General features: G+C 73.7%; 10 protein-coding genes. 2 read left to right on the forward strand and 8 right to left on the reverse strand.

What is annotated here, in order from left to right; genetic code table 11:
- The first annotated feature begins 135 nt into the window (after positions 1 to 135).
- Complete coding sequence (locus ACFFHC_RS08900; protein ID WP_379804742.1) at positions 136 to 2,946, forward strand: AfsR/SARP family transcriptional regulator; 2,811 nt, start codon at positions 136 to 138, stop codon at positions 2,944 to 2,946.
- A 68-nt stretch (positions 2,947 to 3,014) separates the two neighbouring features.
- On the opposite strand, the gene ACFFHC_RS08905 is transcribed toward ACFFHC_RS08900, so the two are convergent.
- The 7 genes from ACFFHC_RS08905 to kdpA form a co-directional block, all read right to left on the reverse strand.
- The gene (locus ACFFHC_RS08905; RefSeq protein WP_379804745.1) at positions 3,015 to 3,974 is read right to left on the reverse strand and encodes a hypothetical protein; all 960 of its coding nucleotides are present in this window, start codon (positions 3,972 to 3,974) and stop codon (positions 3,015 to 3,017) included.
- A 111-nt stretch (positions 3,975 to 4,085) separates the two neighbouring features.
- A complete protein-coding gene (locus ACFFHC_RS08910; protein ID WP_379804748.1) occupies positions 4,086 to 4,832 on the reverse strand; it encodes a hypothetical protein in 747 nt (248 codons plus the stop codon).
- 118 nt (positions 4,833 to 4,950) lie between these two features.
- The gene (locus ACFFHC_RS08915) at positions 4,951 to 5,634 is read right to left on the reverse strand and encodes a response regulator transcription factor (RefSeq protein WP_379804751.1); all 684 of its coding nucleotides are present in this window, start codon (positions 5,632 to 5,634) and stop codon (positions 4,951 to 4,953) included.
- Positions 5,631 to 8,267 carry an ATP-binding protein gene (locus ACFFHC_RS08920; RefSeq protein ID WP_379804755.1) on the reverse strand — a complete coding sequence of 879 codons (2,637 nt, stop codon included), beginning with the start codon at positions 8,265 to 8,267 and terminating at the stop codon, positions 5,631 to 5,633. The genes ACFFHC_RS08915 and ACFFHC_RS08920 overlap by 4 nt, the downstream gene beginning before the upstream one ends.
- 10 nt (positions 8,268 to 8,277) lie before the next feature.
- On the reverse strand, positions 8,278 to 8,868 hold the full coding sequence (kdpC, locus tag ACFFHC_RS08925) for a potassium-transporting ATPase subunit KdpC (protein ID WP_070704331.1): 591 nt from the start codon (positions 8,866 to 8,868) through the stop codon (positions 8,278 to 8,280).
- The gene (kdpB, locus tag ACFFHC_RS08930) at positions 8,868 to 10,922 is read right to left on the reverse strand and encodes a potassium-transporting ATPase subunit KdpB (protein ID WP_070704328.1); all 2,055 of its coding nucleotides are present in this window, start codon (positions 10,920 to 10,922) and stop codon (positions 8,868 to 8,870) included. The genes kdpC and kdpB overlap by 1 nt, the downstream gene beginning before the upstream one ends.
- Positions 10,919 to 12,565, reverse strand: a complete 1,647-nt coding sequence (gene kdpA, locus ACFFHC_RS08935) for a potassium-transporting ATPase subunit KdpA (protein ID WP_070704326.1) — start codon at positions 12,563 to 12,565, stop codon at positions 10,919 to 10,921. The genes kdpB and kdpA overlap by 4 nt, the downstream gene beginning before the upstream one ends.
- 337 nt (positions 12,566 to 12,902) lie before the next feature.
- Between kdpA and ACFFHC_RS08940 the strand changes: the two genes are divergently transcribed.
- Positions 12,903 to 14,519: an inorganic phosphate transporter gene (locus tag ACFFHC_RS08940; protein ID WP_141494600.1), complete on the forward strand. Its 1,617-nt coding sequence runs from the start codon at positions 12,903 to 12,905 to the stop codon at positions 14,517 to 14,519.
- Between the two features lie 61 nt (positions 14,520 to 14,580).
- Here the strand turns inward: ACFFHC_RS08940 and ACFFHC_RS08945 are convergent, their stop codons facing one another.
- Positions 14,581 to 15,360 (reverse strand): putative hydro-lyase, encoded by a 780-nt coding sequence (locus ACFFHC_RS08945; protein ID WP_070704320.1) that lies wholly within the window; start codon positions 15,358 to 15,360, stop codon positions 14,581 to 14,583.
- Positions 15,361 to 15,639: the final 279 nt, after the last annotated feature.

Raw genomic sequence — 15,639 nt, forward strand, 5'->3', positions numbered from 1 at the left:
CGCCCGCGACCGACCGGGGAACCGGCGGGAGACACCGTGATGCACCTGACAGAAACGGTGGGTACCGTCCGCCCGCCGCGTGGGCGACGATGGGCGTCCACCCGGCGCGCTGCCGGCAGACACCACGGAGGGAACGTGCAGCTCTCGGTCCTCGGCCCCCTCGAGGCCTTCACCGCCGACGGCCGGCCGCTGGACCTCGCCCTGCGTGAGCGACGCATCCTCGAGCTGCTGGCCGCCGCCGCGCCCCGCAACGTCTCCGCCACCGAGATCATCGAGGCGCTCTGGCCGGACGGTCCCCCGCGCACCGCGGCCAACCAGGTGCAGGGGTGCATCGGCCGCATCCGCCGGGCCGTGCCCGAGAGCGAGGGCAAGGTGGTGCTCACGGTGGCGCGCGGCTACCGGCTGGCCGACGAGGTGGGCCTGGACCTGCACCGCTACCGCGAGGCCGTCCGCCTGGGCCGGGAGGCCCTGGCCGCCCAGCGCCCCGAGGAGGCCCACGCCCAGTTCTCCACGGCCATGGACCTGTGGCGCGACGACCCCTTCCCCGATGCCGTGCCCGGCAACCGGGCGAGCGCCCTGGCCGCCCGCCTGCGCAGCGCCCACCTAGACCTGTGCGAGGAGCACTGGCTGCTCACCGCCCGCACCGACCCCGCCCAGGCAGTGGCCGAGCTGCAGCAGGTGGTGGAGCTGCACCCCCTGCGGGAGAGCGCGTGGGCGGCCCTGATGCGCGCGCAGGTGACGGCGGGCAAGAGCTCCGAGGCCGTGGACACCTACGGCCGGGCGCGGACCTTCCTGCGCAGGACGCTGGGCGTGGAGCCCTCCGAACCGCTGCGTTCGCTGCACACCGCGGTGCTGCGCGGCGAGGAGCAGCCCGCGCAGCCACCCACCCGCCCGGTGGCGGCCGGGCACCTGCCCCCGGCGCCGGTGGGCTTCGTGGGGCGGGAGGAGCTGCAGCAGCAGGTCTCAGCCGCCCTGCTGGGGCCGATGGTGCGGCGCGTGGTGGTCGTGCACGGCCCGGCCGGCATCGGCAAGACCGCACTGGCGCTGAAGGTGGCGCACGAGGTGGCCCCCCACTTCCCCGATGGGGTGCTGCACGTCCCGGTGCACGGCCCGGGGCAGACCCTCTCGACCGAGCAGGTCGTGGAGGAGTTGCTCTCCCAGCTGGGCGTGCCGACCCGGTCGGGGATGGCGGAGCACGAGCAGCGACGTCGCGCCCTGGCCGAGGAGCTCTCGACGCGACGTGTGCTGGTGGTGCTGGACGACCTGATCGACGCCGACCAGCTGCACCGGGTGCTGCCCGTGGGGCCGGTGACCGTGCTGGCCACCACGACCCACCCGGTGCCGCCGTCGCCCGGGGTGACCTGCCTACCGGTCCCGCCGCTGGACCCTGAGGAGTCCGTGCAGCTGCTGCACGCGGCGCTGGGCTCGGAGCGCACGGAGGGCCACGAGGCGGCGGCCGCGGCGGTGGCCCGCGCCTGCGGCCACAGCCCGCTGGCCCTCAACCTCGTGGCCGGTCGGTTGCGCACCCGACCCTCGTGGAGCCTGGAGGTGCTGCTGGACCGGCTCCTGACACCCGGGCAGTCGCTGCCGGAGCTGGCCGAGCACGGCTTCGACCTGGGCGCCGGCGTGGAGAACGTGGTGCAGGGCCTGGGCGCGGCCGCCCGGGAGGCCTTCGCCCTGCTGCCGCTGGCCGGGGAGGACCCCTTCCCGGGCTGGGTGGTGGGTGCGCTCACCGGCCGGGACGACTGGTTCGACCAGGTGGACGCCCTCGTGGACGCCCACCTGCTGCTCGAGGAGGGCGTGGACGCCCTGGGACAGCCCCGCTACCGCGTCCCCACCCTTACCCGGGCCGTGGCGCAGGGCCACGCCGACGCCCTGGGGGCCGAGGCCGTGCGGGCCGCGGCAGGTCGCCTCGTGGCCACCTGGTGGACGCTGGTGGAGCAGACCCGGCGGGAGCTGCCGCCGGCCCTGTACGACCTCGACCTGGTGGCCCCGGAGATCACCCCGCCGGAGCCGGCCACCGCGCTCGACCGCGGCACGCAGCGGGCCCTGGGAACGGCCCGGGCGTGGCTGCACACCGAGCGCCGCCCGGCCGCCGCGGCGGTGCAGCTGGCCGCCGAGCACGACCTGCCCGGACTGGCCGCGGGGTTGGCCTGCAGCCTCATGACCTTCTTCGACTACGAGTGGCTCCACGAGGAGTGGCGCGCCACCGCAGGAACCGCCCTGGCCGCGGTGGAGGCCGCCGGGGCGGCCACTGGCAGCACCCCCGACCGTCCCGAGGGCGACCCCGACCTCCTGGGCATGCCCGTGGACGCCGTCACCCGCGCCCGCCTGCAGCGAGGGGGGGCGCAGTTCGACCTGTACCGGCAGCGCTACGAGCAGGCCGAGGAGCGTCTGCTGGAGGCGCTGGACGCCTTCGAGGCGGCGGGCGACGAGCGCGGCATCGCGCTGACCCACCTCAACCTGCTCACCGCCACCCGCGAGACGCACCGCCGGGCCGAGGCGCACTCCCACGCCCGGGAGGCCGGGCGGTGCGGGGTGCTGCGCATCCGGGCCTCCGCGCGCTCGGTCCGTGCCGGGCTGATGCTGGGCGACGACCGCCCCGAGGAGGCGCTGGAGCTCTACGACCTCGCGGTGAGCGACGCCACACGCGCCGACGACCCCCACCGCCTCGGCCTGGCTCTGCGGGGCCGCGCCCGCACCCTGGCCCGGCTGGGACGGATGCCGCGTGCGGTGTCCGAGGCGGAGCGCAGCGTGGCGTTGTTCGACCAGATCGAGGACTCCGGCTGCCTGGCGCACGCCCTGCGCATCCTCGGCGAGCTGCGCGCCGAGGCCGGCGACGAGGCCGGCGCCCGGGAGGCCATGGAGCGCGCGGACGGGCTGTACCTGACGGTCGGCCGACCCGGCGCCCGCGGGCCGTACGATGCCGCCGCGCGTTTCCGCTGAGCACGACGACGGGGCCGGGTGGGGATCAGTCCCCACCCGGCCCCGTCGCGGGTCCGAGGTGCCCGGTGTCAGTTGCTCCAGGTGAGCTTGGTGGGCATCTCGGAACCGCTGCCCCTGACGCTTGCGGTCACCGCGAGGTCGCCGGCGTCCTGCACGCCCCAGGCCACCCGGTAGGTCTGCGACTCCCCCGGCGGCACGGGGTCGCTCGGCAGGCGGATCTCCTGCGTGTAGTCGAAGATGCGTTCGGCGTCCTGGCCGCCGGACTGGGCCAGGAGGTAGTACGAACCGATGCCCAGCGGCGCGTCCCCGCGGTTGGTGACGGTCACCTCGTGGACCACCGCCTCGGAGGTCTTCTGGGCACCGGCCGCGCCCTCGGCGGGCTGGAACGGCTCGGGCCGGCCCACGGTGATCTCCACGTCACCGGCGCTGGCCGCGTCCCCGAAGGCCACCGCGGCGGCGTCCTCGTCCGGGGTGGTCGGGTCCTCCGCCGGCGTGGTCTCGTCCGGGGTCGTCGGGTCCTCCGCCGGCGTGGTCTCGTCCGGGGTCGTCGGGTCCTCCGCCGGGGTCGTCTCGTCCGGGGTGGTCGGGTCCTCCGCCGGGGTGGTCTGCTCCACCGACGTCTCGTCCCCCGTGCTCTGGTCGTCCTCGGAGTCACCCCCGAACCCGCCGAGGACGAAGAACAGCGCTGCCAGCACGGCCAGCACCAGCAGGCCAGCACCCACCAGGCATCCGATGGCGGTGCGGTCGTGCCCGCCCCCGGAGCGCCCGCCCGAGCCCCCGTGGCCCGTCATCGGGTGGGCGGGGTACGCGGGCTGTTCCCGGGCCGGGGTGGCACCGTACTGCCCGTAGGCGTCCTGGACCGGCTGGTCGTAGGGCGACGACTGCTGCCCCCCGTACACCGGCGGGGTGGGCTGGTCGTAGGGACGGGGCGACCCACCGCCACCGGCGGGGCCGGGCTGGATGCGGTGGGGCTCGGTCGGGCGGTCCTCCCAGTCGGGCGAGCCGGGGGGCGGAGGCGGTGTGGTCATGGTCTTCTCCCTCGTGCGATTGCTCCCAGTACACCTGACGCCACGCGGTCGGACGGGCGACCACGGGCCCATTCCGGTCCGTGGGTCCACGACCCGCGGTGGGTGGGACGGTCACCTCTCCCAGGTGGAGGTGCCGCGGCCCCCGTCGGGGGTCACCACCGAGCCGGTGACCGTCAGGTCCTCGGTGTCCTCCACCGACCAGCCTATGCGGAAGGTGGTGGACCCGCCGGGCTCCACCGCGCCCGACGGCTGGCCGAGGTCCTGGCCGAAGTCGAACCCGCGACGCACGTCCTCGCCGCCGGCGGTGGCCCGGAAGGTCAGGAACGAGACCTCGAAGGGCTTCTCCCCGTGGTTGGTGACCGTCACCTCCTGCACCACCGGATGCGCGTCCGGCGAGAAGCCGGCGGCGGTCTCGCTCGGGGTGAACGACTGCGGCTCGCCCACCACCACCTCCACCCCGTGCACGGTCGCACCCTCCCCGAAGCCGACCGCCTCCGGCGACTCGGCGGCCGGGCCCGTGGGCACCGACGGCAGGGCCACGCTCGGCACGGCCGGGGCCGACGGCATCGCGGGGCCGCCCGTGGGGTCGGTCTCCTGCGGCCGGTCCTCGTCCAGGCCTCCGAACAGCCAGAAGCCGGCCACCACCAGCAGCAGGGCCAGCAGTCCGCCACCCAGCAGGCAGCCGAGGGTCGTGCGGTCCGGCCCACCGGACGAGCCGCGCCCACCGGAGGACCGCGGCGCGGACGGGGCGGCGTCCGCCATCGGGTGGCTCCCGTCCACGGGGCCGGTCTGGATGCGCTGGGGGTCGGTGGTGCGGCTCTCCCAGTCGGGTGCCCCGAGGGTCGGCGGCGTGCTCATGGTTCTCCTCGTGCGACGGCGCCCCAGTACACACCACCGCACCAGCGGTGCGTCGCAGCCGTCCACAGGGCCCGGTCGTCGCGTGCCGTACGACGTGGCCCGCTCCCACCGACACCCCTCACCGGACCAGGCGGTAGCCCATCCCGGGTTCGGTGAGCAGGTGGCGCGGTGCGGTGGGGTCCGGCTCCAGCTTGCGGCGCACCTGGTTGGCGTAGACGCGCAGGTAGTTGGACTCGCGCCCGTAGCCCGGTCCCCACACGGACCGCAGCAGGTCCGCATGGGGCACGAGACGCCCGTCGTGGCGGGCGAGCTCCTCCAGGAAGCGCCACTCGGTTGGGGTCAGGTGCACCGGCTGGCCGGCCACCTCGCACGATGCCGTGGCGAAGTCGAGCACGAAGTGGGCGGTCACGAAGGGCGGCGTGGCCCCGTTGGTCACCGACTCTCCGCGGCGTAGGGCAGCCCGTACCCGGGCCATGAACTCATCGGAGCCGAACGGCTTCGTCACGAAGTCGTCGGCGCCCTCGTCCAGCGCCTCGACCTTGTCGTCGGAGGCCCGCCGGGCCGAGAGCACCACCACCGGCACCCGGCTCGTGCGGCGGATCCTCCGCAGCACCTCCACACCGTCGATGTCCGGCAGTCCCAGGTCGAGCACCACCAGGTCGGGTGCGTCCTGCTCCACGGAGTCCAGCGCGTCACGGCCACAGCCCACGGCCTCCACCTCGTAACCGCGGGCACGGAGGTTGATGCGCAGGGTGCGGCGGATGGCGTCCTCGTCGTCCACCACCAGGATGCGGGGGGTCATGCGTCGCCCTCCTCGGGGACCTCGGCAGCAGGGGACACACCGGCCACGGCGCAGGGCGCGCCCGGTGACGAGTGGTCGACCCCGGGATCCGGTGCGGGCAGGGTCACCAGCATCGTCAGCCCGCCGCCGGGAGTGGGCGCGGCCTCCAGGGTGCCACCCATCTCCGTGACCAGGCCCCTGGCCACCGCCAGACCCAGCCCCACGCCGTTGCCGGCCGGCACGTCACCCAACCGTTGGAACGGCTCGAACATGCGCGCCCGCTGGTCGGCGGCCACGCCCACCCCGGTGTCCGCCAGCTCGAGCACCACGGAGGCGCCCGAGGGATCCGCGTCGTCTCCCTCCACCCGGCGGGAGCGAAGCCGCACCGGTTCCCCGGCGGGCTGGTGGCGCAGGGCGTTCTCCAGCAGGTTGCCCAGCACCCTTTCCAACAGACCGGGGTCGGCCAGCACCACCCGGGCGGCGGGGTCGAAGTCGCACTCGACCGCGGTGGCACCCTCCTCCCCCTCCAGGGCGCTGTGCACCGTCTCGGCCAAGTCCACAGGACGCAGTGTGGCCACCACGGCCCCGAACTGCAGGCGCGACATGTCCAGCAGGTTGTCCACCAGGGCCTCGAGGCGGTCCGAGGAGTGCTCGATGATCTCCTGCAGCTCCTCGCGATCCTCCGGAGCGAAGTCGACCTCGGTGCTGCGCAACGACCCGATGGACGCCTTGATGGCGGCCAGCGGGGTCCGCAGGTCGTGGGAGACGGCCGAGAGCAGCGCCCGGCGGGCCCGGTTGTCGCGGGCCAGCTCGTCGGCGGTACGCGCCTCCGCCTCCAGGGCGCGGCGCTGCACCACGGCCTCGGCGTGCACGGCCAGGGCGGAAACCACGCGCCGCTGCATGGCCTCCAGCGGTCGGTCGGTGACCAGCACCAGCTGGTGGCCGTCCCCCACCGGTTCCCGCAGGGTCTCGGCACCCTCCGCAGTGCCTGCTGGCGGCTCCGATGCGGTGTCGGCAGGTCCGTCCGTGGCGTCCGCCGACGCCTCGACCACCGGCGGGCTCCCCTCCTCGAGGCGCACCAGGGACACCCGGCGCAGGCCCAGCAGCTCCACGGCCTGGCGCAGGAGGGTCCCCATCGGGTCGGCACTGCCCAGCACGGTGGGCGCCAGGGCCGCCAACGAGTGCGAGACCTGCTGGGCCCGCACGGCTGCCTGGGCCCGCCTCGCCCGCGCATGGACCACCCCTGCCACGAGCCCCGCGATGAGCACGTACACCACGATGGCGGCCACGTTCTGCGGGTCGGAGATGGTCCACTCGTGCACCGGCGGGGTGAAGTACCAGTTGAGCAGGGCCGAGCAGATCACCGCCGAGGCCACGGCCGGCCAGAGTCCGCCGGCCAGGGCCACCACCACGGTCACCAGGAGGTAGACCTGCACGATGAGGGGCAGCGCCCCGCCGGAGGGCAGCAAGGTCATCGGCGGCGTGAGCAGCAGCGGCAGCAGCACCGCCAGCACCCATCCCCAGCGCACCTGCTCGGCCGGGAGGTCCGCCACCGGGCGGGAGAGCCCACCGCGGCCGGCCAACGCATGGGTCACCACGTGCACGTCGATCTCACCGGAGTCCCGGATGATCTTCTCGCTCGTGCCGGCGTCCACGGCACGGCGCCACCACGGCCGCCGGCTGGACCCCACCACCACCTGGGCGGCGTTCACGCCGCGGGCGAACTCCAGCACGCCCTCGGCCGGGTCGCGCCCGGTGACGGTGTGGAAGGTGCCTCCGAGCTCCTCGGTGAGCTGTCGCAGCCCGGCCACCGCGCCCGGCGAGGAGACGGTGAGTCCGTCCATGGGGGCCACGTGCACGGCGTGGAAGGCCCCTCCGGCCGACCGCCCGGCGATGCGGGCGCCGCGACGCAGCAGCGTGCTGCCCTCGCGTCCCCCCGAGACGGCCACCACCACCCGATCGCGGGTGGGCCAGGTGCCGTCGATGCCGTGCTCGATCCGGTAGGCGGCCAGGCCCTCGTTGACCCGGTCGGCGAGCCACAGCAGGGCCAGCTCGCGCAGGGCGGCCAGGTTCCCGGGCCGGAAGTAGTTCTGCAGCGCGGAGTCCACCCGCTCGGGCCGGTAGACCAGACCGTCGGTGAGACGTGCCCGCAGGGCCTCCGGCGAGAGGTCCACGAGCTCCACCCGGTCGGCGGCGCGCACCTGGGCGTCGGGAACGGTCTCGCGCTGCACCACCCCGGTGATGGCGGTGACCGTGTCGTTGAGCGACTCCAGATGCTGGATGTTCACCGTGGAGATCACGTCGACGCCGGCCTCCAGCAGGGCGCGCACGTCCTGCCAGCGCTTGGCGTTCTCCGAGCCGGGCGCGTTGGTGTGAGCCAGCTCGTCCACCAGCGCCACCTCGGGTCGACGGTCCAGCACGGCCTGCAGGTCCATCTCCTCCACGGCCACCCCGCGGTGCACGGTGCGGCGGCGGGGCACCACCTCCAGCCCCTCGGCGCGCCGCCGGGTGGCGGGGCGGTCGTGGTCCTCGAGGTACCCGATGACCACGTCCACCCCGTCGGCCGCGAGGGCGTGCCCCTCGTCCAGCATCGCGCAGGTCTTGCCCACGCCGGGGGCGGCGCCGAGTCGGATGCGGAGTCGTCCCTGGCTCATGGCGTGATTGTCACCGGTCCGTCCCGACGGCGTCGGCCAGGGCCAGGTTGAGCAGCAGGACGTTCACCCGGGGCGCCCCGACGAACCCCAGCGAGGGGCCGTCGGTGTGCTCCTCCACCAGCGCACGCACCTGCTCGACGGGGAGGTCGTTGGCGGCGGCCACGCGCGGCAGCTGGTACTCGGCGTACTCGGGGCTGATGTGGGGGTCCAGCCCGGACCCCGATGCGGTGACCGCGTCGGGCGGGACCGGCCCAGCGGCATCGGGGTTCTCCTGCCTCACGGCGGCCAGGCGCTCCCGGACGACCTCCAGCTGGGCGGGCTCGCGGGTGCCCAGGTTGCTGCCGCCGCTGGAGGCACCGTCGTGGTCGGTGGCCGAGGGGCGGGGGTGGAACCACCGCGGGTCGGTGGTCTCCTGCGAGAACAGCGCCGAGCCCACGGCACGGCCGTCGTGGTGCACCACCGAGCCGTCGGCCCGGGCCGGCAGGGCACGTCCGGCCAGCAGCACGGCGGCCGGGTAGAGCACGCCGAGCACCACGGTCATGACCAGCAGCATCCGCACGGCGGCGAGCAGGGGACGGGTCAGGGAGGAGTTCACGTTCATCACACCATTCCGGGAATCTGGGAGACGACCAGGTCGATCAGCTTGATCCCGACGAAGGGGGCCACCAGGCCACCGACGCCGTAGACCAGGAGGTTGCGGCGCAGCAGTGCACCGGCGGACGCGGCCCGGGCGTGGACGCCCCGCATGGCCAGCGGAATGAGCGCCACGATGATCAGGGCGTTGAACACCACCGCCGAGAGCATGGCCGACTGGGGGCTGGCCAGGTGCATCACGTCCAGGCGCCCGAGCCCCGGCAGGACGCCGGCGAACAGGGCGGGGATGACGGCGAAGTACTTGGCCACGTCGTTGGCCACCGAGAAGGTGGTCAGGGCCCCGCGGGTCACCAGCAGCTCCTTGCCCACGCGCACCACGTCGATCAGCTTGGTGGGGTCCGAGTCGAGGTCCACCATGTTGGCCGCCTCCTTGGCGGCCTGGGTGCCGGTGTTCATGGCCACTCCCACGTCGGCCTGGGCCAGGGCGGGGGCGTCGTTGGTGCCGTCACCCGCCATCGCCACCAGCCGGCCGCCGGACTGCTCGGCCCGGATGAGGCGCATCTTGTCCTCCGGCGTGGCCTCGGCCAGCACGTCGTCCACACCGGCCTCGGCGGCGATGGCGCGGGCGGTGAGCACGTTGTCACCGGTGACCATGACGGTGCGGATGCCCATGGCGCGCAGCTCCTCGAAGCGCTCGCGCATGCCGTCCTTGACCACGTCCTTGAGCGCCACCACACCCAGCACGCGGGCCGGGCGGCCGGGACGCTGCTCGGCCACCACCAGCGGGGTCGAACCCTGCTGGGAGACCTCGTCCACGATCGCCCCCAGGGCGTCGCCCACGGTGCCACCGGCCTCCCGCACCCAGGCGCCCACGGCGCTGGCGGCCCCCTTGCGCAGGCGGGTCCCGTCGGGCAGGTCCACGCCGCTCATGCGGGTCTGGGCGGTGAACGGCACCGGTTCGGCACCGGCGGCGGCCAGCTCCTCCACGGTCGGACGTGCGCTCCCGGGGGCGGCGCGGTCGGCGGCCCACTCCACGATGGACCGCCCCTCCGGCGTCTCGTCCCAGAGCGAGGAGGTGCGGGCCGCTGCGACGGCCTCGGCCTCCTCCACACCGGCTGCGGGGTGCACGGCATCGGCCCGGCGGTTGCCGTGGGTGACGGTGCCGGTCTTGTCCAGCAGCAGCGTGTCCACGTCACCGGCGGCCTCCACGGCCCGGCCGGAGGTCGCCACCACGCGGCGCTGCACGAGGCGGTCCATGCCGGCGATGCCGATGGCCGAGAGCAGCGCCCCGATGGTGGTGGGGATGAGGCACACCAGCAGGGCCACGAGCATCACCGGCTCCACCCGGCTCCCGCTGTGCACGGCCAGGGGTTGCAGGGCCATGACCGTCAGCAGGAACAGGATGGTGAGCACCACCAGCAGCACCGAGAGGGCCTTCTCGTTGGGGGTGCGCTGACGGTCGGCCCCCTCCACCAGGGAGATCATCCGGTCGATGAAGCCGGCGCCGGGCGCGCTCGTCACGCGCACCACGATGCCGTCGGAGACCACCGTCGTGCCGCCGGTCACCGCGCAGCGGTCCCCACCGGACTCGCGGATCACCGGGGCCGACTCACCGGTGATGGCCGACTCGTCCACGGTAGCCACCCCCTCGTGGACGTCACCGTCGCAGGGGATGACCTGCCCGGCGGTCACCACCACGAGGTCGCCCACACCCACCTGTTGGGCGGGCACCTCCTCGGTGCTGCCGTCAGGCAGCAGGCGCAGGGCCGTGCGGTCGGTCTGGGCGGCGCGCAGGGAGTCGGCCTGGGCACGTCCACGACCCTCGGCCACGGCCTCGGCCAGGTTGGCGAAGAGCAGGGTGGCCCAGAGCCACAGCGTGGTGCCGATGCTGAACACGGTGGGGTCCAGCACCGTGTACAGGGTGGTCAGACCCGAGCCGATGAGCACGACGAACAGCACCGGCTGGTCGATGACGTGGCGCGGGTCGAGCTTGCGGAACGCCTGGGGCAGCGCGTCGAGGGCGGTGCGGGACAGGGACGAGCTGGACGGGGTGGTGCTCATGAGAGGGCCTCTCCGATGGGTCCGAGGGCGAGCGCCGGCAGGTAGGTGAGGCCGGCGACCAGGAGGGTGACGGCGAGCAGCAGCACCGCGAAGGTGGGCGTGGCCGTCGGGAGGGTGCCGCGCGTGGCCGGGCGGCGGGTGCGGGCGGCCAGGGCCCCTGCCAGTCCCAGCACCACGGCGATGGTCGCGAAGCGACCCAGCAGCATGCAGAAGGCCAGGCTGAGTGTGAACCACTCGTCGGAGGCCGTCAGGCCCGCGAACGCGGACCCGTTGTTGTTGGCTGCCGAGGCATAGGCGTAGAGCACCTCGCTGAGACCGTGCGGTCCGGAGTTGTTCAGCGCCGCCCCGGTGCCGGGCACGAGCACCGCCACGGCGGAGCACCCGAGCACCAGGGTGGGCACCACGAGCACGCTGAGAGCGGCCCAGGTGATCTCCTTCTGCCCGATGGACTTGCCGAGCAGCTCCGGGGTGCGTCCCACCATCAGGCCAGAGAGGAAGACCGCCACCACCAGCATCACGAGCATGCCGTACAGGCCCGATCCCACACCGCCGGGCGACAGCTCGCCGAGCAGCATGTTGAGCATCAACATGCCGCCACCGACGGCGCTGTAGGAATCGTGCATCGAGTTGACCGCACCGGTGGAGGTTCCGGTGGTGGCAGCTCCGAAGACCACCGACCACGGCACGCCGAAGCGCACCTCCTTGCCCTCCATGCCGCCGGCCGTCCCCCGGGCGGAGACCATCTCGGCCCAGCCGATGACCACCACCGAGCAGGTGAGCAGGGCCCCCATCACGGTGGCCAGCAGGGCACCGTGACGGGCGTCACCCACCATCAGGCCGAAGGTGCGGGTCAGGGCGAACGGGATGACCAGGATGAGGCAGATCTCCAGCACGTTGGTCCACGGGGTGGGGTTCTCCAGGGGGTGTGCCGAGTTGGCGTTGAAGAAGCCACCGCCGTTGGTGCCGACCTCCTTGATGGCCTCCTGCGAGGCCACCAGTCCGCCCTGGAGCACCTGCGTGCCCCCGGAAAGGGTGGTCACCTCGGAGGGTGCCTGCAGGGTCTGGACCACACCGCCGAGCAGCAGGAGCAGCGCACCCAGGGTGGCCACCGGCAGCAGCACACGGAAGACGGTGCGGGTGAGATCCACCCAGAAGTTGCCCACGGTGTCCGCACCGCTGCGGGCCAGGGCACGCAGCAGTGCACCCGCCACGGCGATGCCGGTGGCGGCCGAGACGAAGTTCTGCACCGTCAGGCCCGCCGCCTGCACCAGGTAGCCCGCTCCGTCCTCACCGGAGTACGACTGCCAGTTGGTGTTGGTGGTGAAGCTGACGGCCGTGTTGAGGGCGGTGTGCCAGTCCATGGAGCGGCCCAGCCCGTAGGGCAGGTGGCCCTGCACCAGGATGAGTCCCCAGAGGAGCAGCACGGACGCGACCGCGAAGGCGAGCACCGCGGCCAGGTAGGCCCGCCACGGCTGCTCGGCGCGGGGGTCGACGCCCACCAGTCGGTAGGTGAGGCGTTCGACGGCCCAGTCGTGCTCGTCGGTGAGGACCCGGTGGAGCCAGCCACCGAGCAGGTGGGCGGGAACGACGAGGAGGGCGGCGACGACGGCCAGCCCCAGCAGGGAGTGCACGAGGATGTTCACGGCACCACCTCAGTAACGGTCCGTCACGAACATGTGGACGATGTAGGCCAGGGTCGCGATCCCGGCACCCAGCGCGATGAGATCTTCGAACATGTCCCCCATCGGACCTCGCGGACACCGGGGTGGTGCGGGGCGTTGACGTGGGCCTGATGCCCTCTTGACGCGTTGTTGACGGCCGACACCGGCCACCCACCGCACAGACGGGGTGGTTCCCCGCCGGGCCCTCACCTCCCGGTGCTGTCGGCCTCCCCCTGTTCACCCACAGGAAACCCGCGCGTCGCCGAGGTGGGGCACGCTGTGCCCACGTCTTGTCCCCTCCCGTCGCACAGGAGTTCCCGTGGCCACCGCCGCACCCGAGTCCCCACCCACCACCGACGCCGGCCGCCACGGCGACGGCGGCCGCGACCTCTGGTGGCACCTGCTGTTCGCCGTGATGCTGGTGGGCACGCTCATCACCTTCACCAGCTGGGCCACCGGGCAGATCGACTCCCACCACGCGGTGCTCGTGGTGACGATCCTCTTCGGCCTGTTCATGGCCTTCAACATCGGCGGCAACGACGTGGCCAACTCGTTCGGCACCTCGGTGGGTGCCGGCACGCTGAGCATGAAGCAGGCCCTCATGGTGGCCGCCGTGTTCGAGGTGGGCGGCGCGGTCCTGGCCGGTGGTGAGGTCACCGAGACGGTGCGCTCCGGCATCGTGGACCTGGACGGCATGGCCCTGGCGCCCATGGACTTCGCCTTCATCATGATGTCGGCGCTCCTCGGGGCGGCCGTGTGGCTGCTCGTGGCCACCCAGATGGGCTGGCCGGTCTCCACCACGCACTCCATCGTCGGCGGCATCGTCGGCGCGGCGGTCACCCTCGGCCTGGTCACCGGCGAGGGCGGCTGGGAGATGGTGCAGTGGGGCGAGATCGGCCAGATCGTCATCTCCTGGTTCCTCTCCCCGCTGCTGGGCGGCGTCATCGCCTACCTGCTGTTCGGCCTCATCAAGCGGGGCATCCTGCAGTACAACGAGGCCGCCGACGAGCGCCTGCGCCGCATCAAGACCGAGCGCATCGAGCACCGCGCCCGCCACAAGGAGGCCTTCGAGCGCCTCAGCGAGCTGCAGCAGATCTCGTACACCAACGCCATGGCCCGCGACGCCGTGGTGGTGAGCGCCGACGGCGACTTCGACCGCGACGAGCTGGAGACCGACTACTACCGGGAGCTCTACCGCATCCAGGACCAGCGCGACGACGTGGCCGCCCACAAGGCCCTGGAGACCTGGGTGCCGCTGCTGGCGGCCTTCGGCGCCATCGTCATCACCGCGATGCTGCTGTTCAAGGGGCTCAAGAACCTGCACCTCACCGACGGGGTGGCCGACAACCTCATCGTGCTGGCCATGGTGGGCGCGGCGGTGTGGGTGGCCGTGTTCATCTTCGCCAAGAACCTCAAGCAGCAGTCGCTGGCCCGTTCCACCTTCGTGCTCTTCAGCTGGATGCAGGTGTTCACCGCCTGCGCGTTCGCCTTCAGCCACGGCTCCAACGACATCGCCAACGCCGTGGGACCGTTCGCGGCGGTGTTCGACGTGCTCAAGACCGAGCAGATCGGCGAGGAGGCCGCCGTGCCCGCCCCGCTGATGCTCGCCTCGGGCGTGGCCCTGGTGGCCGGTCTGTGGTTCATCGGCCGCAAGGTCATCACCACCGTGGGCTCGGGCCTCACGCAGATGCACCCGGCCAGCGGGTTCGCCGCCGAGCTCTCGGCCGCCGGTGTGGTCATGACCGCCTCGCTGCTGGGGCTGCCGGTGTCGTCCACGCACATCCTCATCGGCGCCGTGCTGGGCGTGGGTCTGGTGAACCGGGCGGCCAACTGGAACCTCATGAAGCCGATCGCCCTGGCGTGGGTCATCACCGTGCCGGCCGCGGCCGTGGTGGGTGCCGGGGGTGTGCTGATGCTGCGGGCCGTGTTCGGCTGAGGCGTCCCCGCACGCGGCGGGCCGGGCGGGGACTCCCTGCCCGGCCCGTTCGCGTGAGGGCTCAGCGGCGCCCGTCGAGCACGTCGGTAACGAACATGTGTCCCGGCGCGTGCGTGATCGCCCACGGCGGGCGGGAGGCCTCGATCACCGCCTGCGGGGTGACGCCGCACGCCCAGAAGACCGGCACGTCGTCGGGCTCCAGGTCGGTGGGGTCGCCGAAGTCGGGGCGGGCCAGGTCGGCGATGCCGAGGGCGGCCGGGTCGCCGGCGTGCACCGGGGCGCCGTGGGCCAGGGGAACGTTCGCGCTGGTGGTGCTGGCCGTGGGCACCAGCGGCAGCGGCATCGGCCGCATCGAGACCACGAGCTCGCCGTGCAGTCGGCCGGCCGGGGTGAGCTGGCGGTCGGTGAGGTACATGGCCACGTTCCGCCCCTGGTCGATGTTCCGCACCGGCACCCCCGCGGACTGCAGCGCCGCCTCGAAGCCGAACGAGCACCCGAAGAGGAAGGCCACCGCGTCGTCGCGCCAGTGGGCGGTGGCGTCGGGCACCTCGTCGGTGACCTGCCCGTCGCGCCAGATGCGGTAGGCCGGCAGGTCGGTGCGCAGGTCCGCGCCCCGGGCCCACGAGGTGGTGGGGTCGCCGGGGTCGGTGACGTCCAGGAGCGGCATCGGGGCCGGGTTGCGGTGGGCCAGCAGCAGCATGTCGAAGGCCCAGTCGGCCGGCAGCACCACGAGGTTGGCCTGGGTGACGCCCGGGGCCACGCCACTGGTGGGGCGCACCTCGCCGGCGCGGTAACGGGCGCGCGCCTCGCGGGCGGCGGTCACGGCATCGGGGGTGGTCATGGCGCCAGCGTAGGCGGGCGGGGTGGGCAGGGCGGCCAGTGCGGCTCAGGTGGTCGGCTCCCGCCGCGCGTCGGGGCGGGCCGGCGCACGGGAAAGGTCACCGCGCACGGGAAAGGTGCTCCCCACACGGCTTGTTTCCCGCGCGGAGAGCACCTTTCGCGTGCGCACGGCAACTTCGCGTGCGGAGAGCGCCCTGGCGCAGGCGGACGAGGCGGCCGACGGGGACGGGTGGGGCCGGGTCCCCGGCCGTCCCGGGACGCCGCCCCATGAGCCCGGCGG

Source organism: Kytococcus schroeteri (assembly GCF_042433515.1).
In the GTDB taxonomy this organism is placed as follows: Bacteria; Actinomycetota; Actinomycetes; order Actinomycetales; family Dermatophilaceae; genus Kytococcus; species Kytococcus schroeteri.